General features: G+C 33.8%; 27 protein-coding genes and 5 pseudogenes. 5 read left to right on the top strand and 27 right to left on the bottom strand.

Going from position 1 to position 26,436, the window contains the following annotated elements:
* Positions 1–25: 25 nt before the first annotated feature.
* The 13 genes and pseudogenes from F0362_RS12960 to F0362_RS12895 form a co-directional block, all read right to left on the bottom strand.
* Positions 26–799, bottom strand: coding sequence for a DUF3959 family protein (locus tag F0362_RS12960; protein WP_149889806.1), 774 nt, complete (start codon positions 797–799; stop codon positions 26–28).
* 207 nt (positions 800–1,006) lie between these two features.
* Entirely contained in the window at positions 1,007–3,397 is a 2,391-nt protein-coding gene (locus tag F0362_RS12955; protein ID WP_000413657.1) for an RNaseH domain-containing protein, read from the bottom strand.
* Between the two features lie 1,610 nt (positions 3,398–5,007).
* Positions 5,008–5,511 carry a hypothetical protein gene (locus F0362_RS12940; RefSeq protein WP_000343310.1) on the bottom strand — a complete coding sequence of 168 codons (504 nt, stop codon included), beginning with the start codon at positions 5,509–5,511 and terminating at the stop codon, positions 5,008–5,010.
* A 232-nt stretch (positions 5,512–5,743) separates the two neighbouring features.
* Positions 5,744–5,977: pseudogene (locus F0362_RS31245) on the bottom strand (hypothetical protein); the annotation flags it as partial.
* Between the two features lie 31 nt (positions 5,978–6,008).
* Complete coding sequence (locus F0362_RS12930) at positions 6,009–6,800, bottom strand: exosporium leader peptide-containing protein (RefSeq protein ID WP_149889805.1); 792 nt, start codon at positions 6,798–6,800, stop codon at positions 6,009–6,011.
* Positions 6,801–6,841: 41 nt separating this feature from the next.
* A pseudogene (locus F0362_RS12925) lies at positions 6,842–7,374 on the bottom strand (N-acetylmuramoyl-L-alanine amidase); the annotation flags it as partial.
* Positions 7,365–8,114: pseudogene (locus F0362_RS12920) on the bottom strand (terminase large subunit); the annotation flags it as partial. The pseudogenes F0362_RS12925 and F0362_RS12920, both read right to left, overlap by 10 nt.
* 956 nt (positions 8,115–9,070) lie before the next feature.
* Positions 9,071–11,035, bottom strand: a complete 1,965-nt coding sequence (locus F0362_RS12915) for a M6 family metalloprotease domain-containing protein (protein WP_001188942.1) — start codon at positions 11,033–11,035, stop codon at positions 9,071–9,073.
* 330 nt (positions 11,036–11,365) lie between these two features.
* On the bottom strand, positions 11,366–11,908 hold the full coding sequence (locus tag F0362_RS12910) for a site-specific integrase (protein WP_149889804.1): 543 nt from the start codon (positions 11,906–11,908) through the stop codon (positions 11,366–11,368).
* The gene (locus F0362_RS12905; protein ID WP_000166148.1) at positions 11,908–12,390 is read right to left on the bottom strand and encodes an ArpU family phage packaging/lysis transcriptional regulator; all 483 of its coding nucleotides are present in this window, start codon (positions 12,388–12,390) and stop codon (positions 11,908–11,910) included. The genes F0362_RS12910 and F0362_RS12905 overlap by 1 nt, the downstream gene beginning before the upstream one ends.
* A 27-nt stretch (positions 12,391–12,417) precedes the next feature.
* On the bottom strand, positions 12,418–12,588 hold the full coding sequence (locus F0362_RS30555) for a hypothetical protein (RefSeq protein WP_090863497.1): 171 nt from the start codon (positions 12,586–12,588) through the stop codon (positions 12,418–12,420).
* Between the two features lie 116 nt (positions 12,589–12,704).
* The gene (locus F0362_RS12900; protein WP_000901425.1) at positions 12,705–12,902 is read right to left on the bottom strand and encodes a hypothetical protein; all 198 of its coding nucleotides are present in this window, start codon (positions 12,900–12,902) and stop codon (positions 12,705–12,707) included.
* Between the two features lie 169 nt (positions 12,903–13,071).
* Positions 13,072–13,533, bottom strand: a complete 462-nt coding sequence (locus F0362_RS12895; protein WP_090863494.1) for a nucleoside 2-deoxyribosyltransferase — start codon at positions 13,531–13,533, stop codon at positions 13,072–13,074.
* 769 nt (positions 13,534–14,302) lie between these two features.
* On the opposite strand from F0362_RS12895, the gene F0362_RS12890 reads away from it, so the two are divergent.
* The 3 genes and pseudogenes from F0362_RS12890 to F0362_RS30930 form a co-directional block, all read left to right on the top strand.
* Entirely contained in the window at positions 14,303–15,031 is a 729-nt protein-coding gene (locus F0362_RS12890; RefSeq protein ID WP_098831336.1) for a hypothetical protein, read from the top strand.
* A 392-nt stretch (positions 15,032–15,423) separates the two neighbouring features.
* Positions 15,424–16,578, top strand: coding sequence for an exosporium leader peptide-containing protein (locus F0362_RS30740; protein WP_149889803.1), 1,155 nt, complete (start codon positions 15,424–15,426; stop codon positions 16,576–16,578).
* A gap of 79 nt (positions 16,579–16,657) precedes the next feature.
* A pseudogene (locus tag F0362_RS30930) lies at positions 16,658–16,764 on the top strand (RNA methyltransferase); the annotation flags it as partial.
* Between the two features lie 145 nt (positions 16,765–16,909).
* Here the strand turns inward: F0362_RS30930 and F0362_RS12875 are convergent.
* The 8 genes from F0362_RS12875 to F0362_RS30550 form a co-directional block, all read right to left on the bottom strand.
* Positions 16,910–17,365, bottom strand: coding sequence for a nucleoside triphosphate pyrophosphohydrolase family protein (locus F0362_RS12875; RefSeq protein ID WP_090862955.1), 456 nt, complete (start codon positions 17,363–17,365; stop codon positions 16,910–16,912).
* 15 nt (positions 17,366–17,380) lie between these two features.
* Positions 17,381–17,809: a hypothetical protein gene (locus tag F0362_RS12870; protein WP_090862957.1), complete on the bottom strand. Its 429-nt coding sequence runs from the start codon at positions 17,807–17,809 to the stop codon at positions 17,381–17,383.
* Positions 17,810–17,821: 12 nt separating this feature from the next.
* Complete coding sequence (locus F0362_RS12865) at positions 17,822–18,076, bottom strand: hypothetical protein (protein WP_090862960.1); 255 nt, start codon at positions 18,074–18,076, stop codon at positions 17,822–17,824.
* A 14-nt stretch (positions 18,077–18,090) separates the two neighbouring features.
* Positions 18,091–18,264, bottom strand: coding sequence for a DUF3954 domain-containing protein (locus tag F0362_RS12860; protein WP_000761511.1), 174 nt, complete (start codon positions 18,262–18,264; stop codon positions 18,091–18,093).
* Positions 18,265–18,290: 26 nt separating this feature from the next.
* Positions 18,291–18,485 carry a hypothetical protein gene (locus tag F0362_RS12855; protein WP_000332432.1) on the bottom strand — a complete coding sequence of 65 codons (195 nt, stop codon included), beginning with the start codon at positions 18,483–18,485 and terminating at the stop codon, positions 18,291–18,293.
* 15 nt (positions 18,486–18,500) lie between these two features.
* Entirely contained in the window at positions 18,501–19,151 is a 651-nt protein-coding gene (locus tag F0362_RS12850; RefSeq protein ID WP_002050290.1) for a P-loop NTPase family protein, read from the bottom strand.
* Positions 19,130–19,402 (bottom strand): hydrolase, encoded by a 273-nt coding sequence (locus tag F0362_RS12845; RefSeq protein ID WP_090862966.1) that lies wholly within the window; start codon positions 19,400–19,402, stop codon positions 19,130–19,132. The genes F0362_RS12850 and F0362_RS12845 overlap by 22 nt, the downstream gene beginning before the upstream one ends.
* Before the next feature lie 62 nt (positions 19,403–19,464).
* Complete coding sequence (locus F0362_RS30550) at positions 19,465–19,632, bottom strand: hypothetical protein (protein WP_001293570.1); 168 nt, start codon at positions 19,630–19,632, stop codon at positions 19,465–19,467.
* 642 nt (positions 19,633–20,274) lie between these two features.
* Between F0362_RS30550 and F0362_RS12840 the strand changes: the two genes are divergently transcribed.
* The gene (locus F0362_RS12840) at positions 20,275–20,580 is read left to right on the top strand and encodes a WGxxGxxG family protein (protein ID WP_149889802.1); all 306 of its coding nucleotides are present in this window, start codon (positions 20,275–20,277) and stop codon (positions 20,578–20,580) included.
* A 411-nt stretch (positions 20,581–20,991) separates the two neighbouring features.
* Here F0362_RS12840 and F0362_RS12835 read toward each other — a convergent pair whose 3' ends face one another.
* The gene (locus F0362_RS12835; protein WP_000429651.1) at positions 20,992–21,522 is read right to left on the bottom strand and encodes a hypothetical protein; all 531 of its coding nucleotides are present in this window, start codon (positions 21,520–21,522) and stop codon (positions 20,992–20,994) included.
* A 271-nt stretch (positions 21,523–21,793) separates the two neighbouring features.
* On the bottom strand, positions 21,794–22,891 hold the full coding sequence (locus F0362_RS12830; protein ID WP_090862969.1) for a YheC/YheD family endospore coat-associated protein: 1,098 nt from the start codon (positions 22,889–22,891) through the stop codon (positions 21,794–21,796).
* 130 nt (positions 22,892–23,021) lie between these two features.
* On the opposite strand from F0362_RS12830, the gene F0362_RS12825 reads away from it, so the two are divergent.
* A complete protein-coding gene (locus F0362_RS12825; protein WP_097859392.1) occupies positions 23,022–24,245 on the top strand; it encodes an ATP-grasp domain-containing protein in 1,224 nt (407 codons plus the stop codon).
* Positions 24,246–24,435: 190 nt separating this feature from the next.
* Here F0362_RS12825 and F0362_RS12820 read toward each other — a convergent pair.
* From F0362_RS12820 to F0362_RS12805, 4 genes and pseudogenes are all read right to left on the bottom strand, one after another.
* Positions 24,436–24,525 (bottom strand): annotated as a pseudogene (locus F0362_RS12820) (site-specific integrase); the annotation flags it as partial.
* Entirely contained in the window at positions 24,525–25,007 is a 483-nt protein-coding gene (locus tag F0362_RS12815; protein WP_000166178.1) for an ArpU family phage packaging/lysis transcriptional regulator, read from the bottom strand. The pseudogene F0362_RS12820 and the gene F0362_RS12815, both read right to left, overlap by 1 nt.
* Positions 25,008–25,034: 27 nt before the next feature.
* Positions 25,035–25,196, bottom strand: coding sequence for a hypothetical protein (locus F0362_RS30545; protein WP_000866207.1), 162 nt, complete (start codon positions 25,194–25,196; stop codon positions 25,035–25,037).
* 282 nt (positions 25,197–25,478) lie between these two features.
* Positions 25,479–26,279, bottom strand: a complete 801-nt coding sequence (locus tag F0362_RS12805) for a C1 family peptidase (RefSeq protein WP_000097507.1) — start codon at positions 26,277–26,279, stop codon at positions 25,479–25,481.
* Positions 26,280–26,436: the final 157 nt, after the last annotated feature.

Raw genomic sequence — 26,436 nt, 5'->3', positions numbered from 1 at the left:
ATCATTAAAGGTTTACTGAAATTTATTATGCATTATACCTATTTCTACGACGTTCCATCCTCGTTTGTCCTTGAACAGTATCTTCTTTATATTGATCTATTTGCTCCGACATTTCATATGTTGCAGCTGGAGCTGATTCTTCGTAATTATGCTTACGTATTTTTTCTGGCGTTTTACGTTTAGAACCTTTTCCACCAAACTTAAATAATTTCATCTTAAATTTCGGTAATCTTGGAAGTGGCATCTTAAATGATAGTTTTTTGCGTTTCTTTTTTTGTTGAAATAGATTTATATTTTCTTTATTATCATCCTTCTCTTTACGGTGTATAAACGTCGCAAGTAATCCACCTAATATAAGTCCTCCAGCTAAGAGTAGAAGATATACGTAATTGCTTGTCACTAAACTCGTCATACGCTCAAGTATGACTAACGACTGTACTTCTTTTATATCCCATAATAAAGCGGCCCATAATGAGAATAAACCTAAAGTAAGCCCGTATGTACGAAAGCGAAATATACAAGGTATTAAAGCGATACAGGCGGCAATTTTGGCATTTGCTATTATAGCACTTGTTGAAATATCCTGATTCCAAATAACTAACAGTAGTGTTATAAATGGTGCATATGCTATCCAGCTACAAATACGTGAATATATCTTTTTTGCAAAGTAACTACCGAAACTAGTAAAAAATAAAAGTCCTCCAATATATAAAGATTGTTCAAGAGGGATTTGCTTTAACATTCCTGCAATTGGAAAGAGGCCGCTCAGTAGCATTAATAATACATCTAATTTCTTCACAATTCCCCATTCCTTTCAAATTTCTATTAAGTTTTAAAATTAATTTTCCATGTGATTCAGTTTTTGTATTTCTAAAAAACATCTTAATCCTGAATGTTTATAAAGTAAATACAAAATAGAAAAGATACATGACAAAGGATAGCTATATTTACATGAACAAATGACAAATCCTGATCAGTATAACGAACAGGATTTATTTACTATTATTTAAATTAGCACTATTGAATCTTTCTTTTCTCTCTTTATTACATCAACATCTAATTCATCATCGAATTCTTTAAACTCTCTTGCATCTATATCAGTGGCATAACTCTTTATTACTTTAGCCATATGCATAGAATATGGCATATGCACATTTTTTTCCGGAAGTATACTTGAATTACAACACATGAAATGTATCATTTTAGCGATATATTCCCTTTCTACATGTTTTACACCTAATGGTAGAATTTCAAGTATATATTGTTGAATTGTGTCACTACAATTTAATCGATATTCACCAGTGCTATAATACATCCCTGTTTGATCCGCATATAATCCAGTTCTATCCATATCATTTTCACGATCTATTACAACAAAGCTTGGTACATCAAAAGCAGTATTTATTCTTATAACGTTTAAATTCGGAACCTTTAATATATCTGGAATAATCTCAGGTGCAATATCTATATTAATTTTTTCATTTTGCAACTCTTTAATCCAATATTTTCTCAAATTCGCATCTACAATGAAATAAACTTGTTCATTTTCCTTTTGCGCATGTTGTAACATTCCCATTAATGTTTCAGATACAAATTCCTTAAAACGGGCACCCACATCATTTCTTTTTGATGGTTGTGGTAAAAATACATTATGTTTATTTATTTGTAATAACATATAGTCGATCGGTTGCCACTCCGAATCCGTATCCCCATATAATTTATATGATATTTCTTTACCTTTTATTTTTGAAATAATAGGTAAGAAATCAAACTTCGAGATTCGTTCAACTGATAAATTGACATATGTACAAGGTAAATTCCTCTTATTCCAATTGCCTTTCAAAAATCCTTTTTGTTCTAATAAATTAAAAATACTAGTTACAATTGTTTCACGAGATACACTTTGACCTATAAATAAATTAATAAATGTTGAAATACGTTTTGTTCGTGCAAACCCTTCACGAATAATTTGTTTCGGATCAATCTTCTCTCTTCCATCACACTTCTTCATTGCAATTAATGCTAACGTCGTATCACTTCGCTTACCTGCCGTAGCATGAACTGCTTTTACAACATCATCTACAAGATTTGTTTTATATTTTTGGCAATACTGCATTTTATATGGATTTTGTAACACTTTTTCCATATTAAATCTTACAATCTTTAATAATACTGGTGAATCTGCATTTACTACATAAGATGTTTCTCCTATTTTAGCTAAAACTATTTCACTATCAAATAATGCTTGTTCTATTTCCAATACTATATTTTCGGACCAAATTTCTAATGTTATGGTCTCTAATCCTTTTGGTGCAAATAAAGGAAATAATTCATTTTCATTATTTGTTGCTACCCTTTTGCATTCTGGCAGTAATGTGAAATGAGAGAATTTCCGCTGAAATTCTTTAAATAGATATCCTTTCTCCTTTACTTTTATACCTAGCTTTTTTTTAGTACCTTGCACTTTATATATTCTCTCATTATACGGAAGTAATACTCTTCTATTTGTTCCGACAATATAATCTTTCGGATATTGGACAATATGGTCTAATTCAATTTCTCCACCTATTTGAAAATCATCTTTTAATGTTCTAAATAACTTAATCCATTTCATACCGTTTGTAGCTTGTTGTACTTTTAACTTTACAAACCGCATTTTTTTATTATCTGATGCAAATTCTGAAGTAGAAATCAATATCATGCCTCGTTTTCGTCGCAAAAGTAAAGGGATATCGGGATGGTTATATTCTTGGTAGAATCTCCGAATACCTACTGTAACCTTTAATAATGGAATATTCTCACCACCACGAGTTATACATTCAAATCGGTATACATAGGCGAAAAAGTCTTGTGTTTTTTCATCTTTAATCGGCTCTGACATTGCCTCACAAATATTTTGTGATCGAAGTGGAGAAAAATAGATTTCTTCATTTTTATTCTCAATTCGTATAGGTTGTACACAAAAAACATGTGAAATTAATGCGGGTACCCATTTAGAAAACGTTTCACTATCATGTAATACTGTTACATTCGAAATCAAATCGTCATGCCATTCATATTTTGGCGGTTCCATTAATTGATTCGGTTTCCAATCATGAATGACCTCATACCAACTTTGAAATATATAATCAAGTTGTTCTTGCCTAATTGGTTCTTTTGACACAATCCATGGCGTATTTTCATTTAATACATACGGATTATGCTGAATAAACAATATATCAGAAAACATATCATACAATCTTTCATTTAAACGCTTTAACTTACTAGTTAATAAAAATGTCTTATAATGTATCTCTACAATGTCTAGCCATTCAATAGGAAAATATATAAATGAGACATGTTCCTTTAAAAGTGGCTCTACTATATTTTTAAATGTTAATAACCGTAATTTTTCCATGTATTGAGTACTTCCTCTCTTCATTTGTCTTGATTATCAAAAAATGAGAAATAACAATTACTTAATCTAATCAATTTAAAACTAACTATCTAAAAGAAGAATTTAAAACTATTTATTAGAATAATACATTATTAAAGAAACACTTTTAAAAGTTACACGTAATTATCATATACATCACCCCTAACATCTCAAACATATTACGTACACATTATATACTATATATTTATATACTGTATTTATATTTTACAATAATTTTACAAAAAACAAATATAAAAAAAGTATTGCCTATACTTACTAGCAATTCCTCTATTCTTTATCCAATTACGTCTCACTTTATTAAGCCTAAAAATGGTGATTTACCACGTTTAGACAAATACTTCTTCGAAAATACAGTGTTTTATAACGAACAACCGTATTGTGAATTAGTCAGCGCTCAATTTTTCGAATTAGACATTTCACCTTGTCCTACAGAATTAAACTAGCCATTTGTAACTAATAGAATTTCTTATTGTTCAAAATTGACCTACTTAAAAATTAAGTTGATGGACATGCGGTCTTACCCTTATTAGTATGACTAATAATGCTATAATCACTCATATAAATCCTGAAACCAGTAAAATTTTAGTTAGCTTCTCACATATAAATTGGACAAGCATACGCTATTGTATACCCCCCACTCATAGAAAGATAGAATGTATTAATTTTCTCAATTCACTAATGGAAAAACCTTAATAAAAATATCTTCATATTTATCGAATATAGTTTTGAATTCTTATAAACTATATAATTTTGGAGTTGGTTCATACGTTACAAAAAACTGATCGTATTATCATTATGGTCCCTCCACTTTCACAAGTGTTTGTTACATTTTTCTCATCATTAGGAGAACCTATTTCATCACAAATTTTGTCTAATACATCTCCATACCCTGTATCAATGTTTGCACTTAATGAACTTGAAAGTGAATTATTTGAAGTCGAGTTAAAACCAATACCACCGCATTAAATCCAGGTTCAATTGGACCTACCGGTAATACGGATCTACCAACATTAATTCTTACCGATAGGGTAATTGACACTGGCGTACTTACTATTTCTGGTGGAGCAACAAATACAATTACCTTTACTATCCCAATCACTTTAATAACAACCGCGACTATCGAAGTTTCAGCATTTTAATAAAATTTTATTAACCAGCCTATATTTTTTAGTACGTACACTCTCAAAAACTTATTATGGACTTCTAGATATATCGGGTATCAAAATTCCTTGAATACATTATCTATCTTTCATATCACGAATGATTTTATGAGTATTCAGTATTAGTGTTTTCTATATGATTAAGTCTATATTTGAAGGTGACATATCAGCGATATTTTTTATCTATTTCTTATATGTGTTAGTAAGTTCGTTTGCAAACTTGTTAGCACTTTTTATAATTATTCCATTAATCATATATAAGAATTTTTATAAATGAAGTAAATTTCTTAGGACATGTATTCGTTTTACAAATGAAAGAAGACATCTCCTAAAATTGGAAATGCCTCTTTTAAATTAATAAAACAATTTTGGTTGTATTTCTTTATTTTGATCAGTTTTTTCACCAATAAATTATGTAGTTTCAGTACTTGTACTACAACTTGTCGAGTATAAAATCGGTATACCGCATATTGCATCATTCATTACATCACGAAAAACTTTTGCAGCGACTTCTGTGAAAGTTTGACACAGATTAGATATATCATCATTAAAAAACTGTATTACTTCTGCAGAAAAAACTGGAAAAACAACATTCGCTCCACCCGAGAACTGCGGCTGTACAACAACTTGTACAAGTTCAAAAGCGTCTAAAGGATAAGGAATTGGATTTACAATCCCATCCCCAATAACACTAACAATAATAGTTACATTGCCAAATTGCACTGTAGGTTTAAGAAGTGTAGCTAATGTAATCGCTTTTTCAAAATCCGTAGTTTGTACTAAAATAATAAAATTTCCATCAGTCGGTATTAGCGGACCTACTGTTACAGTTGGATCAGCTCCTACTGAATTTCTAAGTTCATTAAAATATGTGATCCATGGCGGTGAAAGTTGAGGTTGTATATGCTCGTCCATTCTTTTTCCACCTCCTTTTGTAATTCTTAATAAGATAATATGGATAAAACTCGATAGTGTATTAGACATATATATTATTTTTCACTATTATTTTCATAAACTTACCATATCAATTTGGGAATTTTGTACGCTTAGAAAACCATTTAGACACATTTACCTAATTATTGTACGCCAATAATATAGTTGTGGAGAATTTACAGATAGAGGATTTAGAAAGAGCAAGAGGACACAGCTAATTAATCATGAAGATACATTGTGTTAGATGAGTAAATACATAGGCTTCATTTGTAGTAGTATAGTATGTTTTTCCTTTACTGTTATGTACTTTATACTGTGGCGAACCATTGACACTCACTTTTGCATCAATTATAAATCCCAATCCTGTATCTACAGAACCAGCTCCATCTTTATCCTGCTAAGATGGAGCATTATAGAAACGTAGATTGTCTACTCTGCTTTTTAATCTATTAGGAACAGATACTTCTGAAAGAAATCCACTATATCGTAGCAGGAGTTATATTCACAGCTGTAATTTTACAAGTTGAAATAGCAAACCTAACAGTTGTAGTTGGATTTATAGGTAATGTCCCTAGTACTATACCAAGTCCCGTTTGTTCCACGTTAAAATCCGCTGCAATAGCACCATTACTTGCTAAAAGACTCACTGTAGATCCAATAAACGCATCCAGTAACTGTCTAATTGGTCGTTCACGACATTCACACTCGCATCCTACATCGGTAGGTGGAAGTAATGTTATAGGTGGTCCTGGTGGTAAAAAACCTACTCCTGTTACATCAGAAATATTGACCACAAAGGTTGTAGTGCCATCTGTAACTGTAACTAAAAAATCATTCACGGAAGTGATAGTAAATAGAAAGAAAAGTGGGGGCGTGTTGGGTGTGTCTGCAATAGTGCCAAGAATAACAGTTTCTCCAATAAGTTGTTGTAAAACGCTTTGCATAGGTAAAACACAGCAATCACAAAGACAACCTTCAGTTGCTCCTGTCGGGCCTGTGTCTCCTGTTGGACCCGTTCCTCCCGTTGGGCCTGTCCCTCCTGTTGGACCGGTTCCTCCCGTTGGGCCTGTCCCTCCTGTTGGACCCGTTCCTCCCGTTGGACCTGTCCCTCCTGTTGGACCCGTTCCTCCCGTTGGGCCTGTGTCTCCTGTTGGACCGGTTGGTAAAGTAAATGGTGGGATTGGGGGAAGTGTAGGGCCAATTACATTTGGATTTAATGCATTTGCTTGAAGTATCCCATTTATCTTTTGTATTTCATTTTTATCAAACACATAACTACCTCCTATGATTGTACTATATTGTAGTAATACAGTTATCTTACATACACATAAACTTCATTAATCGTAATATAATATGTTTTCCCTATACAATGGTGCACCTTAAATTGTAGTGAACCGTCCATATTTACCTTTCCTTCAATTGTATATCCCTCACCTGCATCTACGAAACCTGCCAAGATGGAACATCATAGAAACGTAGATTATTAACCTTAGAAACCACACGCTTCCCTACAATAGATGAATCAGCTGTACTTTTCTTATTAAACTTCACATAAGATGGATCGTTCTTAATCCACTGATCCCCACCAAGGTATTTCGTTACATCATAGTGAGTCCATAATCCTTTTTCTACAGATAATCTACGGTCACGTAAGATTTTAGCTAGTAACTTAACATATTTATCATAGCTGCGTTTGAATTTTGTATAGTCCACTGTTTCGCATAACTCTACATGTACAAATCGTTTATTAGCAGCAGTACCTCCACCATAAGCAATGGACTTTGTATCTGCGATTTGGATTATTTCATTCCAGTCAACCGCATAATGAACGAACGCGTTTCTCCATCTTCTTCAAAACCAGTACGCATTATCTCTTCCCATGAAGCTACAGACTTTGTTAGGTCTGTTTCGCGATAATTCATCCGTTTTGTTATAAATTCTTCACGGTTTGAAGGATTATTTTCTAATTGTTTATATTGAGTTAATACCTTTTTAAATAATTGTTTAGCGTAAGAACTTCTCGGCTCGCTGAACATAGGATTTGCTTTTTCCCACACATCAGGATTATCAATTTCTTCTGGATTATCGATCTTGCAGATGAAGGGAAACAATGGGTCTTCTAAATCTTTGCCTTTTAGAATATTCATCGCTCGCTCTTTCGTCTTGTCTAAGAACCCATCGCGAACAAAACCATCTGTACCAATAAAAAATTCTCTAGCATTTGGCACTTTTCCAAGTCCACTAGAGAATACATTTACTACATCAAAGTTTTCATATCGATGTATTTCATCGTAAATAACACAACCGTCACGAAGTCCATCCTTAGAACCAGCATTAGATGTATGATATTGCATAATGCTTTGAGTATCGTTACTCAGTATCTCTACCTTAGTTCGATAAAACATATCTTCTAGTATTTCTTTTCCTTTAATAGCATCATAGACTTCACGAAAAGAAACTTTAGCTTGCTTCTCGTTGTTAACCACAATTGAAACATTGTAGCGTTCTATCCCGTGTAGTGGACTAATAAAGAAATGACATAATGATGAAATCAAACCATTTTTACCGCCACCACGAGCCATCATATTTATTCCACCTAATTCCTTTAAAATTGTTGAATTTGTATTTTCTACAAAACCTCTATATCCAGGTGGACTACCAAAAAGAACAACTGCCGATTTAAGGTCAAATTGGAAGTCTCCTTTTACCCTCCATTCTCTTTCATGTGTCCAATCAATAAAATTCTCTTTATCGTCTAAATTTAAATTTACTATCCGCCACCATTCATCTCTTGGAAGAAGATTCTTAGCAATTTCTTTTTTTTCATACATTACAGGTCTGCCACCTTTGGCATACACATAAGCCTTCGGAAAAGCTATACCGACTGCAGTGTACCTCATTTGAGACCCGTCCTTTGTTCGCTCCTGTTCGAACAATATATTTTGACATACACTATGTAACGGCATGTCCTGAAAACATACTGCTTTATTATCTCCAATTATATACCCCGACTGCGTTGTACTTCCCAATAACTTCTTAGAAGTCAATATTTCACCAAGAACCTGACTTGCTGTTTTTAATTGCCCTCCGTTTTCATCATATATACCTTTTGTTAAATGAACTAAAAAAGCACTTAGATCTGTTCTATGACTACTTCGCTCTTCCCACTGCTCACGAGTATATCCCATGACCATCCTCCTCTTTAAATATTTTATATCAATAAATCTTATTATAACACTTCAACTGACTTACCCATATCTTATATTGTGTGTAACTGCCCCCTTCGCTGAATCCCTTGGTATCATTAAATTTATAATCCTTTCTTTTTTGAGTTACATAGTACAAAATTTATGAGTAACTGTAAGGAGTACCACCACATTGCTATCAAGCTAAAAATATGAATTTTATCAATCCATATTTTTCTTTTGCATATTGGCTAGTATAGAACAAAAAGATTATCAAATGCTGAGCGAACTCTCAGCAGATGATAACCTTTTGAACTAGCGTATCAATGATTTAATTAGATAACCTCACAAATATATTATTGAACCACTCCAAATACATTAATTTCAGCGGCACTTGTCCATGGATTGTTGTTTACCTCGCTTAATGCACGTAGTTTAATATAACGACCTGTCTTGTTTGCAAAGCTGACCTCTTTCAAGTTAGTATTGTTTGCAAAAGCACCTATGGATACCGCTGTTCCCCAGTTTACTCCATCACTACTGACGTAAAACTCATAGTCCTTAATCGTTCCGTTAATTTGGCCGTCTTGCCTTGGCAAGTAGCTGAATTTGGAGAGGTTATAAGTTGCACCTAAATCAATTTGAATCTCGTGCGGCATTGGAGCTACGGGGCTCCAGTTTGTATGCCAAAATGTGTCTTTGTTTCCATCAAAGGCATACGTACCTAAATTGTACCAATTATAGCTATCTACATATTTTAGTGTCCAGTTTGTTTGCGGAATTAAACTAGCTTCTTTTGTTGTGACTGCTACATTCATAGCAGAATTACTTGTACTTGTAGTTGTAATCGTTACTCCTGATTTTTCTCCCGTATAGGTATTACTATTCGGATTGGTGTCTGGACCAAAGGAAGCAGCATGATTTTGATTCGTGTAATAGAACGGGTCTTGGTATTCACTGACTGATTGCTCTATATCAATGAAGGGATGAGGATCACTGGAATTATTATTCATGGATTCATCAATATGCCAAACCGCAATACCACCAGAATTTGTTGGTAAGCTCGCATCATACCCAACCTTTGCGCGATTCTCAACTAAAAAATACGTATTATCCTTTAAAGGAATCTTTAACACATTATAGTTATTTGGAATCGCATTTAGAGTAAAGTTATTAGTGGTATTTACTACATTTGGTGTTACAAATCCTAATTTTACTTTTGACCAAGCATCCATATGACCGGGTGTAGCTCCATAATCTTCTCCTTGAAGATTATTCCAAGATCCATTACCCATTATACTTAGGCTACCCACACGATTATTATCACCATATAGATCTGGAAGACCAAAGGAATGACCTAACTCGTGCGCAGGGATACCAATCGTTGCCATATGACCATATTGTTTTTCACCCTGCGCCGTATACATGCCTGATACAGTAACACCATCGTGATTTGTATTGGGAGCATACGACTGATGTGCCCAAATATAAGGAAGTGGGGCACCAGGAGCAGCCTGTTCATTACCAGCAAGAAAACTTACAATGTAGAAGCCATCTTTAGAGTCAATGACTTGATCATTATTAGTATCAAGACTAGCAAAATTCACTTGAGAATCAGCTTTAGCCAGTGCATCTGTTATAACCGTACCCATACTTTTTCCCGATGTACTCGGATGAGCGTAATCTAATTTCACTTTAACTACTCCATCATTTTGAGTACCATATGTTTCAGGAGCTGGAGTTATCTGTACTTTTCCGTTACTTACTTCATTATAGTAATTCTTAACTGACTTTTGATTTGTAGAAAAGAATTTGTTACTCCAGTCGTTATCGTTATATGCAATATCAACATCTGTAAACCCAATTAACAAAACAAGTAATTTTTTGGTTCCTACAACTGGAGTGACAGTTCCATCAATATTTTTTGGTGATTCTTTTTGTAACTTATTCATGTGCTCCTGTTTTTTCTTTGCTTGAGGGTTGTATTTTTTTATCCACTTATTCAAATTATCCTCATTTACCGCCATTGAAGGCTTCTTATCGATTTTATATTTTGTACCCGTTGATTTCAGTTCATCTGATGTAAGCTCAGCGTAATTCCAATATCCCTTCTGATCTTGTAAAAGTATGTCGCCATCCTTTGTACTTACCCAGTGGAACCATTCATCTCCATGTAACGAGCCTTCAAAAGTTTCGCCTGACGGCTGCTTCATTTTGACAACTCCCTCGTATGCTGGTGCGGCAAAAGCGTTCGTTTGAACATACAAAACACAAATCAAAGAAAAAACGGACATGATCAGGAATTTTAAAATTCTTTGCATAAACTTTCCCCCTTTTTCAATTGTGTGTGGAATATTCTGTTGATAGCCAGACTAGATTCATACATGGAATAGATTGAAAGATACATTTGTATAACACTAACAGAATACCTTTAATTATAATTACAGGAAATTGAAAAAATGTTAATTTTTTATCCAGATAAATATTTTCTCAAGATTATCCAATAAAACAAGATTGATAATGGTAGTCCTTCAGAGAACTAATGATTTTCTGTCTAAAATGTGTCTTAACGTAACATTCATTTTTTTGATATGGTAATCCAATCGCAATTAGACTAAGGTTTTAAACTAGCGCAAAAGAAAAACCAATGATTAAATTTTAACCCTAGTCATTGCCTTATCCATTGCATCTTGATTTACACCTATATAACGTAACGTGACCTTCTCTGACGAGTGATTAAATATCTCCATGAGCAATGCTATGTTTTTCGTTTGCATGTACATGTGATACCCGTAGGTTTTTCTCAACGTATGTGTTCCTATTTCATCTAATCCAAACTCCGCCGCTGCTCCGCTTAATATCTTATATGCTATACTACGACCAATTGGACGATTCCTACCTTGTCTACTTTGCAATAGGTACTCATTATCTTTCCTTACCTCAATAAACCATTTAAGTTCTCTTTTCAGTGCTGCAGTAATTTGTATTCGTTTCTGTTTCCCTGTTTTCTTTTCTCTCATAGATATATGACTACCTTTGACATCTCCTACCCTCAGTTTCAAAATATCAGAGATTCTCAGGCCAGTATTAATACCTATAATGAAGAGGATGTAATTACGTAAGCTCTTTTCCTTAAAATACTCTTTTAGTTGCTGTATTTCTTCTGGATCACGTATTGGTTGAACGAAGTTCATTATTCATTCCCTCCAGTTCCTTCAGTTTCATAAACTTCTAATCTAAGAGCAAAAGCTAAATTATAAAATGCCCTGGACTTCCAACGGCGATATGTACGTTCAGCCATTCCAATTTCGTTATAAACCATATAATCACATACGGCTTCTTCGTCTAAATAACGCTTATTTATAATGTCTCTCTGAATCTTTCCTGCATAACTATTACCTAAGCGACTTAAAAACTGATTAATACGGAATGACATTAACTCCAACCACTCTTCATGCTCACTTTGTTGTAAATTAGCGATTGCTACATCCTCTAAAGGCTTCCCTACTGTATAAGTTGGACCGTGTTCTCTCATTTCATAAGAAGGAATGACTTTCATTTCTTTACGAATCATTCCGAACTGTCTATATATACGCACACTTTCAAGAACACCTTCTAATTTCTCTTGCGTTGCTGCTCTATCAATTTTTGGTAAGAAAGATAATTGTTTAGTCATGTAAGACCACTCCTTTTTATTTTTTAATTATTTTTGTCTTAAAGCTCCACGTCTCCGTTCATAACAAGGTCTATGCATCCCCATCAAATACTCAATTTCATGAGTACTAAATTTCTCTTTTCGCTTTTTCTTGCCTTTCTTCTTTGCTGGTTTTGATTGCTTTTTCCACTCACGTAGCTGATTCTTAAATACCTTCATTTCCCCATCTCCCTTTTCAAAATAAAAAGGACACCTATTCCTAAAACAGCTTTAATTGCTGCTTTAATGAATTGGTGTCCTCTAGTTTTCTAGCCGGACTTTATTCGATTTTTATCTTAAATATCCCAATAGTCACTATTAACATCATTAGTATATTTGCTGATTTCCTTCTCTTTCCCACACTTTTCACATTTATAATAACTAACTATCCCCATCTTACCGGTTTTAAAATCTTCACTGTCTTGACTTTTAATAAGTTTATATCTATGTATACATTTAGGTTCTTTTAATTTATCCAACCAATTTCCTAACATAAATTAATCCCTTTCCTCTCGAAGATAATCTTTCTATTCCCATCCTCTTAAGAATAACTTAGAAAAGATGTCCAATCAATGTAACGTGGTAGCTTGTTTTTCTTTAAACAAAAGGATTATTTTGTTGAGTCTTTCCAGTCTCTTAATACATCTAAGAGACTGGAAAAACTCACTCCAGCGGCCCTTTATATGGAATACGTGGCATATTAATGAAGTCATACGTCACAATATCTTCTACATTTGCCAGATAGGCATGTAAGCTTTCAATTAACATAAGATTAGGTATACTTTCTTTTTCTTTTATCAAAATAATAGGCTTTTGGAATGCATATGCGTAACCAAGTTCAAAAGCCGTGCCACTATCTACACATCCATTCACAAAATCATGAATTGCCACTACTACATCCGCTCTTCTTAAATATTTTAAATCGTTATGAAAAACTACAGTTCTCCACTCCGTAAATCCAAAAGTTAAATGTTCATGTTGATAAAACTTAGCTGAAAAAATATCTGCAACAAAAGGATTGCTACTAAGGGCTCTTTCTAGCCTCTTTACCCTGTTAAGTTGTTCATCATTAAAAAATGGACTTGCTATAAATACCCTAACCACCCTGGTATCCTTTTTATCCATACCACCTATACCTCCTTTCGCTCTTATAAACTTTAAATATTCAGTGCATTACATAGATATTATCGTTTACTTAAAAATTATGAATATCTATCCCTTGAATAAAACTTAAAGTTCCGTTCTTTATAAAATAGTCGTTATAAAATGGGTCTCGTCAAGAGGGCACTTTACTAAGTGCTCTTTTTATGTTCCAACTTAATAAAATGAAATTTTTATTTAATTTATAAAATAAAACTGCTTGTCCACTTCAACCCATTCACCATCGTATATTATCTAACTACTATGATCGTATAATTCTTCTTGCATTTTCCATTCACTTCGATACATTCTTTAATTCCCCTTAACAATCTTTAAACTTCCATATAATTACATTCCGACTTCGTGATTTGCTTTTTGCAACCTTTACCTCCTATGGCGAGCAATCATAGAAGGTAAAGGTATGAATGAAGAAAATATTGTTTTACATGGAGTTGCTGTTGAATCAAGTTTAATCGATTCAACTCTCATATCTATTCTTCGTCATTCACTTTACCAACAGGAGCAACAGGTTCAACGATATTGATTTAGGAAGCGGACTCCCTTATATATATATTAATAGCTTTTTGAAGTGAACCCATGTTCCTTATATATTATGGAATGGGTTTATATTTGTGACATAAGGGCTTATTTTTTTATTTATTTTAATTTTCAAGGGCCTTTTTCTTATACTTGTTTGTTAACCAATTCATAAGTTGTAGTGTGTAAGTGGGTGAATGATAAGGATGGTGTAAAAATGAGTGAATTTAAAAAGAAATTTCATATTCCATGTGAGTGTTTTCTCCCCCCTGTACCCCCACCTCAAGTTGGACCAACCGGGCCGACTGGACCTACCGGGCCGACTGGACCTACCGGGCCGACTGGACCTACCGGGGCTACAGGAGTTACAGGACCTACGGGACCAGCTGCTACGGCATGTTGCCCATGTACGAATGTTCTTGATAACCCTGGATTTGATGAACCTGCAACACCAGGTACTCCAGTTCCAGGATGGATTGTAACGGGAAATGTTTCAGAAGTAGGATTTCCAAATGCGCACAGCGGTCGTTTTCTTCCAAATGGATCCTTGAGTGCTTTAGCTGTTTCTATTGGACCTGGAGGAATTATGACCCAATCTGTTGATGTGGGCGAAGGTTGTTGCTTTACCCTTTCTTTTGCTGGGGATATAAGAGATGGAGCACTCCTTGTTGCTTCTGTATCGTTTCCAGAACTTGGTCAAGGATGTCCTCCTAACCCTACAACACTTGGACCATTAAACATTCCGCACATTGTACCTGTTGCAAATCAACAACAAGCTGGCTTCCAACATTATACCCTTGTTGTGTGTATACCTGCTGATGTAACTACAGCATGTATTAGTTTCCAAAACTTAGCTACGGGTGGAGAAGGCGCAACAGCTTTTGTTGATAATGTTGTATTCCAACCTACTGGTGGACCTTGCACTTCATGTTCACAAAATTTTTAATGCATTAATATATCTGAAGCTTTTCGTTTTTCTAGCGAATCCAATAACTATTAAAGAAGGGCCCCCTGGCTCTCTTTTCATATTAGAAAATCACCATATGCGCCCATATATTGAACGTATCCCTTTATGATCAACATACGAATGATATTCACCTTTATATAAGCTATACTACATTAGATTCACTATTTCATCCCTGCGTAAAATATGAAACTATTGAGCAGTTAGCTTTTGCTAGCTGTTCTTTTCCTGTAAAATAACGCTTTTGTTTAGTTCTGAGTTTTAAAATTAGATTAGAAAAATTTGTTCTTATTATCTCAGAATATAATCACACCCAATTCATATCATGCATCTATTGGGTATTATCAGATATTCTAAGAAGGGATGATATACATATGACTAGAAAAGATAAATTCAATCGATCACGTATATCTAGGAGAGACAGATTTAATTCGCCTAAAATAAAATCTGAAATATTGATTTCTCCAGACCTAGTCGGACCTACATTCCCACCAATCCCATCATTTACTCTGCCGACTGGTGTCACGGGACCTACTGGTAATACGGGGCCTACTGGCATTACCGGACCTACTGGTGACACTGGGCCTACTGGCGATACTGGACCTACCGGTGATATTGGACCTACTGGCGACACTGGACCTACCGGTATCACTGGACCTACTGGCGACACTGGACCTACCGGTATCACTGGACCTATTGGCGACACTGGACCTACCGGTATTACTGGACCTACCGGCGACACTGGGCCTACCGGTATCACTGGACCTACTGGCGACATTGGACCTACCGGTATCACTGGACCTACTGGCGACATTGGACCTACCGGCGACACTGGGCCTACCGGTATCACTGGACCTACTGGCGACATTGGACCTACCGGTATCACTGGACCTACTGGCGACATTGGACCTACTGGTATCACTGGACCTACTGGCGACATTGGACCTACCGGTATCACTGGACCTACTGGCGACACTGGACCTACCGGTATTACTGGACCTACCGGCATCACTGGACCTACTGGCGACACTGGACCTACCGGTATTACTGGACCTACCGGCGACACTGGGCCTACCGGCATCACTGGACCTACCGGCATCACTGGACCTACCGGATCCACATTTAACATTAATTTTCGTGCAGAAAAAAATGTTGCACAGCCTTTTACTCCTCCTGCAGATATTCAAGTATCGTATGGTAGTATAATATTTAATAATGGTGGAGGGTATTCTTCAGTAACGAATACATTTACAGCTCCTATAAATGGGGTCTATTTATTCAGTGCCAGTATAGGATTTAATCCAACCTTAGGTACGACTTCTACTCTAAGAATAACTATAAGAAAAAATTTAGTATCAGTTGCTAGCCAAACAGGAACAATTACTACTGGTGGTACACCTCAACTTGAAATTACAACTATTATTGATTTATTAGCTGGCCAAACAATAGATATACAATTTTCTGCAGCAGAAAGCGGAACTTTAACTGTAGGTAGTAGTAATTTTTTTAGTGGCGCATTATTACCATAATGAAAATCTTAAAATATATTATCCTTACAATTGGATGGATAACATTAGCAACAATCTGACATACAGTATTCTTTAATTAATTCCCATTAATATGATAGTTTTTACAATGCCGAAACTATCATATTAGTTAAAGACATTTTCAACAAAGATTTCAACATATACCAATACCCCTTAAATTCCCTTTAAAAGATAATCATTTTTCGAATCACAGATTCATAATTATTACAGAGAAACTTAAGCTACTTACGTAAGTTTCCTCATAATACTCCTGTGAATTGAAGTTGGGCACTATTCTAATAGTGCTTTTTTTCTACAAAATTCAAATTTGATCTTACTTCACATCAATACGTTTTTGACTAGCTTCCCTGCTAAAACCATTTGGATATCTTTTTTCCAGTTTAGAAATGTTCATTTGTGCAATATCTTCTAAGGTATATCCCATTTCGTGAGACATGATTGCAATGTAATACAAGATGTCTCCCAACTCTAAAGCTAATTTATGAGTATTCCCGTTCTCTTCTTCTGGACAATGAGCCGGATCAAATCCATGACCATGAAATATAGCTTTTTTTACGATATCAGCAACCTCACCAGCTTCTCCCGTAAGCCCTAATGCTGCATTTAAAACACGTCCACCGAAATCATTATTTGCATTCCATGTACGTAATGTTGCTTCCTGATATTGATCTAATTCACAGATTTGATTGATATTCAGTACAGCTTGTCCACCCTTTGATTCACTAACTAATTTAGTTGTTGCATATACACCATTTTCCATTACTTTCATTTCCATCTACTCCCTTTAACTAATATTTTTCTTTGCTTTTTTATTCCTAGCTGGTGTTGTAGCTGCTTTCATTGAATCCCATCCGTAAGTTGCTACTCTTGATCTAAAAGTACTAGCACTAATCCCATTTTCTTCAGCTATCTTAGCCCAATTTTTTCTATCATTTTGTTTACGAACAGGAATAATCGCTGCTTCTTGTGGATCCCATCCGCTATTGACTCTCCCATAAAACGTACTAGGAATAATTCCGTTTTCTTTCGCTACTTGTAATAACTTGTTGAATTTCCCTTCGCCAATATGCCAGTATGCTCTTGGCGGTATTGTTAACGCTTCTTGTAATTCCCATCCATATGTGTAAACTCTCATGTAAAGAGCTCTTCTACTAATACCATTAGATTTAGCTACTTCATATTCTTCATTAGTTAACCACCGATTTAAGGTCATTTGTTCCCACTCCTAATCTAGTGCCAAAAATTCAGCTCTGTTACGCGTCGAATGAATTACCCTAATCTTCAGAATACCTTTACCATGCTCTTCTAACGTTGCATTCCAAGCTTCAGCTTCACTCCTAGCATGAAAGCAATCCATCTTTTGCCGTTCCTCTTTATCATAGAAATGCACTTCATAGCTTGGATTCAAAAACTTTTCACTGGTACTTATCGCGCTATAGTTAAAACTGCCTATAACATCATCAATTGTTAATCGCTTCATAATCGCATCCCCAGTTATTTGATTTTTTCTGTGATTGTAGTTGATACACGATCAACTTTTCCGCCTTGCCAAGTAATTACTTGTTCTCCGAATCCTGTTGCTGGAGGATTCAGCGGAGTAACCTCTCCATTTTTAACTACATAAATTTTATTATCCGTAACATCAATTTCAATTTTCGCAAGCTTCATACGACTGAAATCCTCCTTTTTTCTTGTTAGCTAACTTTTTGATGTTGATTACGTTGTAACTCTTGTTTCATTAGCTCGAATTTTATTAACCATGCTTCCCAGCGCTTTTGGTTTTCCTCTTGTTGTTGCTTTGCTACTTCACACTTACAACCGTTTGTTTCAATTACACCTGGATAAGTTTCTTTACGAATAATTCCTGTACCATTACATATTGCACACATGTTTATTCCTCCTTATTAGAAACCTAAATTTGCAAGCCTTTGATCAGCTGTTGTGAATTTCAAAACCTCTGAATCACCTAATAAACGACTAACTGTTTTAGCATCATATTTATTAAAAAGTTGTTTTCCAGTAAAGTTTGTAGTGGTAAATGTACTCATTCCTTGTCTAGTATTTGATACTGCATATAAAAGACGTTGAATGAAATCCGATGCCTGTCTATTCGAATCAGTTAACCCGCTTTCTGCACCAAGATCATCTAATACAACAAAATCAGCTTGTCCAATTAATTGAACAAAATATTGAAGAGTATATTTGCCGCTCTTATCATCGAAAGAATCCATAATCAACCTTGTTATTGTTTCTAATTCAACATATAAACAACTTTTCATAAGATGATAGTTTTCTTCTTCCTGACTGATATCCCAGAAATATTGATTTAATTCATGAAGCATACTGTATGCTAGGAATCTTTTTCCCGTCCCTTGATTTCCTGTAAATACAGCTTTTCTTGTTTCCCCATTCTTTAAATCTTCCAAAATTTCTTCTACAGTTTTCTTATGACTATTCGTTTCATCACATCCGATTCTGTAATCTGATAATCTTGAAAGAGGGATTTTTTCATTTGTAATAACACTAGTTTTTTCTAGTATGTTAAATTTCTGCAAGCGATTAATCTTTTTATAGTGAGCATTAGCCTTATGAGATTTAATAACTCTTCTATTGGAGTTCGTTCGATATATTCAATAGAATAGAGCATGTGTACCCCATCATACAGTTTGTAATTTTCAAAACGATTAATATCTATCTTCGCTCGCTTGTATGTTTCCTCGTGAGGTTTTAGATCTTTGTTATAAGCTGCTTCATCCACAGCTTGAAGACCGAGTACATCAATCTTATTTTGTAAATCGTTATCCATCTACCCTCACCCCTTATCTTTTTACATAATAAAAAGCACCCGAATGGATGCTTAAATTAAACTTATTCATTATCAATATCTTTACTTTCATCATTAACTGATTTCGGGTCTAACAAGCTTCCTATATCAGGCGGCAAAGTTAACTCTATACCAGCTACCGGCTGATTATCCTCATTAAAATAATACTTCTTTATCTTATTCAATTCTTCATTCTTCTTATTTTCACTCATATTACCCCGCCTTTTATGTGTGATATTAAACACTTTACTTAATATGTACATTAAGAAAGGTAATATACTATTTTTTCATTATGAAGGGGCAACTGTGCACCAACTTCCCTTTCATCATAATTTTATAACTATAAATCCGGTAAATGAAGTTTTATTCTTCTTCCAACCACCTAATGTTGTTTACATTTATCTACACAAACATTATTAAGTCCCTGGAAGAAGAGCAAAAGACCTTCTCCGTTTACACAACGTGAATTGCAATTGAATGTGAAAACAAGAAACAACTGTTCATCCAATCTACACCCATCGCCACCGGTTATGACGATCCATTTTCAGTTATAAGGAATTTTGCGAGCAATGTTTTCCGTCATTTCTCACAATACAAATATATCACTTTGATTTCAAAACAACCGGCACATTTACTGCCAAAAAGCAGTCATGAATCTGCCACTTATTTTAATTCGCTAATAACCTTTATTTCCCTAGACTACTTTAATACAACAGCCATAAAGAATCGATTGAAATTTATTTAGGTATTATGCTTGATCTGATTGTAGAACATGTACATGGTTTTATATATTTTCAACCGAATATTGTCTAAAGGAACTGGAGACATTATTAAATACGAAAGGAGGGAAAATCATGAAGAAAAAACTTTCATCTATTTTAGGTGCCCTTTTACTAACTATTACGGTTTTTGGTACAAGCGTCCATGCTGAATACGATGGATATAATACGAATAGAGTTAACGATAATAATATTACAACTCGAATTAATGACTATAACACAAATAGAGTTAATAATGATGTGAGAACTCGAAATGTAAATACGACAAATGATTTAAATGATAATCGTAATAAAAATAATAATTGGACTTGGCTTGGTTTATTGGGACTACTAGGATTATTTGGTCTTAGAAAAAAAGACAAAGATCCAGAAACACGTTAATGTAGAACATTGTATTTAATTTTAAAAGATATTTATTTATCAAAAGAATGCAAAATGAATACATTATGAATCGCCTTTAATAAGGCGATTTTTTATTTTTTAAAATCAATAACAATCACATAAAAACGGATACAATGAATTTCTTAACTTGATGGTAATGGAGCATTACTTCCATTTGACGAACTACGCTTCTTTTTATGCCGTTTCTTCACTTACCCATATTTTATATTGTGTGTAACTAAGCCAAATGCTATAGCCCTTATTATTCATTGTTTCATATCACTTACCTTTTTGAGTTACACAGTACGATAAACATGGGTAACTATGAAGCAATAATCTTGTTCATCTCCTATCTAAAACTTGTATTTCCTTAAAAAAAAGAAGCTGTAAAATAACTACAGCTTCTTTTTTTTAATCGCATTTTTCTATTTGGTCGCCTTCTTCGCCTGCATTTACTGCCGAACTATCCGTTCCTCCTCCTACTGCATGTTGCTGTTTAGTATTAGAACTTTCGATAGCAGCGTTGGTTCCAGCTGCACTGTCATCTCCACCACCACTTGCCACTTGAGTAGCACTAGCCTGTTCCTTACGGGTTTTATTAATTTGATTATTGATGACAATTACAAATTCTTCCTCTTCATTCGAAGTTTCTTTTTTCATTTTATGCGGCTCAATCTGGTCCCCACTAATTCCCTTATTTATGGCTTCGCCTCCCGCGCCCACCGTTTGTTGCTGTCGGGTATTCGATGAATCTATTGCTGCATTACTTCCTGCTGCACTATTTTGTCCGGCTCCACTGGCAATTTGTGTTGTATTTGGTGCAAATGTTATCTGATTATTAATGACAATGACAATTTTTCGTTTACCAGCAAGATTTCCCAAATTAATTTCTTCTCCATCTTTTTTTACAAATCGAAACGTGATTTCTTCATTGTTTTCCATGTTCTCCCCCCTTTGTAATATTAAATGACTGGAGAATGATAATGGATTGGACAAGCGTATTTTTTTATAAATATGTGCCCCCGCTCACAATGAAGGATGTATTATCAGATTCCGGTATTTTGCTCATTTGAGGTACGTCGACTTGACGACAGTCCAACATCCGCCAAATTTCGGGATGCATAGAGAATAATCTTACAGGAGATATAGAAAGAGAGATTAGTAGAAACATTGGTATATAAAGGTTTCATTTTATTTTTCTACTTTCCTTTTCTTATTTAGATCTATCAGCCAAATATCTAGCGTAGTGAATTAAATTTCTAGCTACATCTAATTCAAGATTAAATATATTAGGTACCCCTGGTCTCCAATTCACCTCAAATAACCACAATTTTTGATCTTTATCAATCCCTACGTCAATTCCTAGCTCATCAAATAATACATCCCTAAATAAAGAATTAAAATGGTTAGAAAAAGTTACTGCGAATCGTTCTAAATACCTTTTAATATTATACCAATCGTTATCAAACTCCGATTTTAAAAAAACATCTAAATAAGTACTATAACCACCCTTAGCCATATTTGATACAATACTTCCTAATGGACCTATTCTCGGGAATATAGAAGTAACAACCCACCTACCTTCCCCATTTCTTTGAACATGCAATCGAAAATCATAAACATGACCAGATTTCATTTGACATGAGATAAACTGCTGAACTATGTATCCTTGCTCTTGAATTTTATCCAATATAAAGCTCCGTAATTGTTTTTTATTAATAGTTGAAATTTGTTCTGACTCATTCATACTGTAATCTATTCCATTTTTTTCAATGAAAACAATACCACTACCTTGATGTCCAGAAATAGGTTTAATAATAATTTTTTCATAACAATTAATCAAGTCAAAAAACTTATTAACATCATTTAATTCATAAAAAGGAATAAGATATTGCTTAAATTTTTTTGCTCTATTTATTCTGTTATATACACTTAATTTATTTCCAATTGAATGACTTGTAAAAGGAACTTTGTCATGCAGATAATCATAGATTTGCTGAGTTTTATCACTAATATGAACACTTGCATTATAAATAACATCTGGAAAAGAAAATTCTTTTTCAATCCATTTACCATTTTCATAAGTTTTACCTAAAATCTTCTTCGTTTCTAAATTTACTTTCCCTAAAGTGAAATAAAAAAAATCCACACCTTCAGCTTTAGCTACAGCAGCGTAAGTATATGCTTTCTTTACGTCATTCGGATCTTTCCGATGATGAAGCATACCAATTATAGTCATGTTAGTTCTTCTTCCCTTCTTTCTAAAAATCTTTTTCAAAAAAAATATCAAATTCATTATATATATATTCATGTTCTCCCTCATTCAACCATTTTTCGAAAAATCCGGAACAAGCTTAACCTCATTTTAATATTCTACCTATAGAAATAATAAACCTGAGGTTTTATAAAATGATAAATGATAAAGGTTAAGGTGACATAAAATGGATACTATCGTTTTCATTGAAACAAATAAATCCGGATCAAGTAGGGAAGCAATCAAAGCAGCTGAAAAACTTAATTTCTTTACTGTTTTATTAACTAAAAAAACAAAATTTATTAATGAACGCACTATATTCCCTGATGTACATCAGATGATTTTCACTGATATAAATGACTATGATAATATAATTACAACAATTGAAAAATTGAATAAATCAGGAAAAAACATAAAAGGGATTTTTAGTTTTATTGACCCTTATGTTTATATGGCTGCACGTTTATCAGAAAAATTTTGCTCAAATATTGTATCTACTAAAGCTATCCATCATATGGAAAACAAAATATTAACTCGTAATGTACTTAAAGATTTACCAATCTCACTCAACTATTCAATTTACAAACCAACAGAATCATTATCATCTTTTTTTAAAAAAAATAATAAGATAAATTTCCCTCTTATTGTGAAATCCCCTAAATCAACAGGATCAAAAGATGTATTATTAGTAAAAAATAAAGATCAATTAATTTTATCTATACAAAATCTTTTAAACAAACTACCTAATGAAGAGATTTTACTTGAAGAATATATAGATGGACCTCAGTACTTAGTTGAAATTTTAGTTCAAGATGGAAAAGTCCATATTATAGCAGTAATTGAACAAGAAATTACATTTTTTGAACGATTTATTGTTACTGGTTATTCTTTACTAGGAAGGGTAGAAAAAAGACTATATAATAGTCTTTTCAATGCAATTAATTCTGTTATTCAGGCTTTTAATATGAAAAATGGAGCGTGTCATCTAGAACTCCGGAGAATAGATAATGTTTGGAAATTAATTGAAATAAATCCCAGAATATCAGGTGGAGCAATGAATGACATAATTGAAATTGGGCATGGAATTAACTTAGTGCAAGAGACTATTCGGTTAATGTTAGGAAATAAACCTTCACTAGTAAAAAAACATTATAAATATGTGTACGCTCATTACCTAACAGTTAAATCTACAGGAAAACTAATTCGAGTTACAGGAAAAAATCGTAGTTCTAAATATCCTGGTGTAGAGAAAGTTTTTATAAAACCTAAAAAAGGAACTACCTTAAAACCACCTACATCAATGGGACATCGATGTGGATACGTTTTAGCAGCAGCCGATTTTAAAGCAGAAGCTAAAAAAATAGCTTTAGAAGCAGCTAAAGAAATTTCATTTGAAATCCAAGAAGAATAAGAACAACTTATATACACCAACAGATAAAAATATAATAAAAATCATATTTCATATAATTCTAATTATCATAATCTATCATTATTCATAATAAAAAAAGTCACTACTTATCTATTTTTATATAAGTAGTGAGCTTTTTTATTATGAAATTTTAATTTATTTACTAAATAGATAACTGCAAAATGATTTCTTACAAAATATTATTACGTTCATTGTTTTCCTTCAGATATTCTTTAATTTGTTGTATTTGCTCCGGATCACGTATTGGTTGAACGAAATTCATTATTCAATACCTCCCGTTTCTTCTGTCTCGTAAACTTCTAATCCAAGTGCAAAAGCAAGTTTATAAAATGCTTTATACTTCCAACGTCGATAAGTACGCTCAGACATCCCTATTTCGTTATAAACCATGTAATCACATACGTCTTCTTCTTCTAAATAACGTTTATAAATAATATCTCTTTGAATGCTTCCTGCACGTCCGTTCCCTAATCGATTTAGAAACTGATCAATACGTACTGACATTCTTTCAAGCCACTCTTCTCGTTTGCTTTGTTGAATATTTGCTATAGCAACATCTTCTAACAGCTTACCAACTGTATGTGTAGGACCGTGCTCACGTATTTCATAAGAAGGAGTGACTTTCATTTCTTTACGCATCATCCCAAATTGTCTATGTATACGTACACTTTCCAACACACCTTCTAATTCCTCTTGTGTCGCTGTTCTATCAATTTTTGGTAAGAAAGATAATTGTTTAGTCATGTAAGACCACTCCTTTTTATTTTTAAATTACTTTTGTCTTAATGCTCCACGTCTGCGTTCATAACAAGGTCTATGCACCCCCATCAAATCCTCAATTTCACGAGTACTAAATTTCTCTTTTCGTTTTTTCTTATTTTTCTTTTTCGATTGGTTTTTCCATTCACGTAGCTGATTCTTTAACACCTTCATTTCCCCATCTCCCTTTCCAAAATAAAAAAAAGGACACCTATTCCTAAAGCAGCTTGAATTGCTGCTTTAATGAATTGGTGTCCTCTAGTTTTCTAGCCGGACTATATTTGTTTTTCGTTCACTTAAAATACCAGCTTGTATAAAAATATTACTCATATCTTTTTCCGTTGTAGGTAACAAACCTGACTCCCTTTATTTCCACATCTTTTTCAAGCTCTTTTATACTACCCGTAACATGTATAACGTGTTTTATTGTTTCCATACTTCCACTTCTTTATCTAATTAACGACCTGTCCACATATCTTGTACAATTCCATTTTCAAATAATTCATATGGGAAATAACAATATCCTTTATCTCCCCACTCTTCTCCCCAGCTGTTTCGAATAATAACAGTTTTCTTATTATCATCATATCCAGCAGCACAAACAGCATGTCCTGCCTGTTGACCATCTTCAACAATTACATCATCTGTTCCTGATACCGGAACTATACCAGTCTTTTTAACTTCTTCTGACATAAAAGATTTTGGCACAGCAAATCCAAGTACAACAACTAATCCATGGGCAAGTGCAGCCTTTAATCCCGATAAATCTTGAATACGATGGTAGGTTCCAATTTTATAAAGCGTTGCATCTGATTCAGCCTTTGGTGATGGCTTATCTCTAAAATTCTCAGTATAAGGAAAATCCTCTTCAGGACATACCCCAATTTTTTTAAGAACATCCATACCATCACGAACATTCGCTCCGCTATCTTCCTGAATATGTCCTTCTATTTCTCGCTCATGATAATATAAAAACAAACGAGATAAGCAAGTAAATGGACGACCTGATTGTAATAATAGGTATTCTCTTAACCCTGAAACAATTGCATTCGCCGTACAAGAACCTATATTCCATTGGTTTACTATACCTGACATTTTAGGACGAAGATCGACTTGCGTTGGCAAATCCGCCTCATTACTAAACAAGTAACTCCGAAATATTTTGTCTCTTAAATCAACAGGGTCTTTTCTTACATTAAGGTACTTTACAATATCTTTGTTACTGGTAAAACTGAAATTTGATTCATTTGAGCTCATTGCAAAAATCCATCCTTTCTTTATATCTAGATGATTCATTTCTTTTCTATACTTAACTTAAAAATTAAAATTATACCTTTTTAATTTTAATTTCATTTGCATTCACTACATCCAAATTTTTAATTATTTATCTTTTTAATTATCAATTTCTATTTTC

This window comes from Bacillus sp. BS98 (assembly GCF_008432245.1).
Lineage (GTDB): Bacteria > Bacillota > Bacilli > Bacillales > Bacillaceae_G > Bacillus_A > Bacillus_A toyonensis.
Note: the sequence above shows the minus strand (reverse complement) of the source record. Positions and strands in the feature narration are given on the sequence as shown.

Excerpts from the sequence above, each read along its gene's own strand:
- F0362_RS12895 (WP_090863494.1), bottom strand. The coding sequence starts at position 13,533 with ATGGATAAAAAGGATACCAGGGTGGTTAGGGTATTTATAGCAAGTCCA.
- F0362_RS12910 (WP_149889804.1), bottom strand. The coding sequence starts at position 11,908 with ATGAACTTCGTTCAACCAATACGTGATCCAGAAGAAATACAGCAACTA.
- F0362_RS30545 (WP_000866207.1), bottom strand. The coding sequence starts at position 25,196 with ATGAAGGTGTTAAAGAATCAGCTACGTGAATGGAAAAACCAATCGAAA.
- F0362_RS30550 (WP_001293570.1), bottom strand. The coding sequence starts at position 19,632 with ATGAGTGAAAATAAGAAGAATGAAGAATTGAATAAGATAAAGAAGTAT.
- F0362_RS12830 (WP_090862969.1), bottom strand. The coding sequence starts at position 22,891 with ATGAATATATATATAATGAATTTGATATTTTTTTTGAAAAAGATTTTT.
- F0362_RS12890 (WP_098831336.1), top strand. The coding sequence starts at position 14,303 with ATGAGTGAATTTAAAAAGAAATTTCATATTCCATGTGAGTGTTTTCTC.
- F0362_RS12855 (WP_000332432.1), bottom strand. The coding sequence starts at position 18,485 with ATGTGTGCAATATGTAATGGTACAGGAATTATTCGTAAAGAAACTTAT.
- F0362_RS12845 (WP_090862966.1), bottom strand. The coding sequence starts at position 19,402 with ATGGATAACGATTTACAAAATAAGATTGATGTACTCGGTCTTCAAGCT.
- F0362_RS12815 (WP_000166178.1), bottom strand. The coding sequence starts at position 25,007 with ATGACTAAACAATTATCTTTCTTACCAAAAATTGATAGAACAGCGACA.
- F0362_RS12825 (WP_097859392.1), top strand. The coding sequence starts at position 23,022 with ATGGATACTATCGTTTTCATTGAAACAAATAAATCCGGATCAAGTAGG.
- F0362_RS12940 (WP_000343310.1), bottom strand. The coding sequence starts at position 5,511 with ATGGACGAGCATATACAACCTCAACTTTCACCGCCATGGATCACATAT.
- F0362_RS12835 (WP_000429651.1), bottom strand. The coding sequence starts at position 21,522 with ATGGAAAACAATGAAGAAATCACGTTTCGATTTGTAAAAAAAGATGGA.
- F0362_RS12840 (WP_149889802.1), top strand. The coding sequence starts at position 20,275 with ATGAAGAAAAAACTTTCATCTATTTTAGGTGCCCTTTTACTAACTATT.
- F0362_RS12900 (WP_000901425.1), bottom strand. The coding sequence starts at position 12,902 with ATGTTAGGAAATTGGTTGGATAAATTAAAAGAACCTAAATGTATACAT.
- F0362_RS30555 (WP_090863497.1), bottom strand. The coding sequence starts at position 12,588 with ATGAAGGTATTTAAGAATCAGCTACGTGAGTGGAAAAAGCAATCAAAA.
- F0362_RS12870 (WP_090862957.1), bottom strand. The coding sequence starts at position 17,809 with ATGACCTTAAATCGGTGGTTAACTAATGAAGAATATGAAGTAGCTAAA.
- F0362_RS12915 (WP_001188942.1), bottom strand. The coding sequence starts at position 11,035 with ATGCAAAGAATTTTAAAATTCCTGATCATGTCCGTTTTTTCTTTGATT.
- F0362_RS12905 (WP_000166148.1), bottom strand. The coding sequence starts at position 12,390 with ATGACTAAACAATTATCTTTCTTACCAAAAATTGATAGAGCAGCAACG.
- F0362_RS12955 (WP_000413657.1), bottom strand. The coding sequence starts at position 3,397 with ATGGAAAAATTACGGTTATTAACATTTAAAAATATAGTAGAGCCACTT.
- F0362_RS12875 (WP_090862955.1), bottom strand. The coding sequence starts at position 17,365 with ATGAAAGTAATGGAAAATGGTGTATATGCAACAACTAAATTAGTTAGT.
- F0362_RS12860 (WP_000761511.1), bottom strand. The coding sequence starts at position 18,264 with ATGAAGCTTGCGAAAATTGAAATTGATGTTACGGATAATAAAATTTAT.
- F0362_RS12865 (WP_090862960.1), bottom strand. The coding sequence starts at position 18,076 with ATGAAGCGATTAACAATTGATGATGTTATAGGCAGTTTTAACTATAGC.
- F0362_RS12805 (WP_000097507.1), bottom strand. The coding sequence starts at position 26,279 with ATGAGCTCAAATGAATCAAATTTCAGTTTTACCAGTAACAAAGATATT.
- F0362_RS30740 (WP_149889803.1), top strand. The coding sequence starts at position 15,424 with ATGACTAGAAAAGATAAATTCAATCGATCACGTATATCTAGGAGAGAC.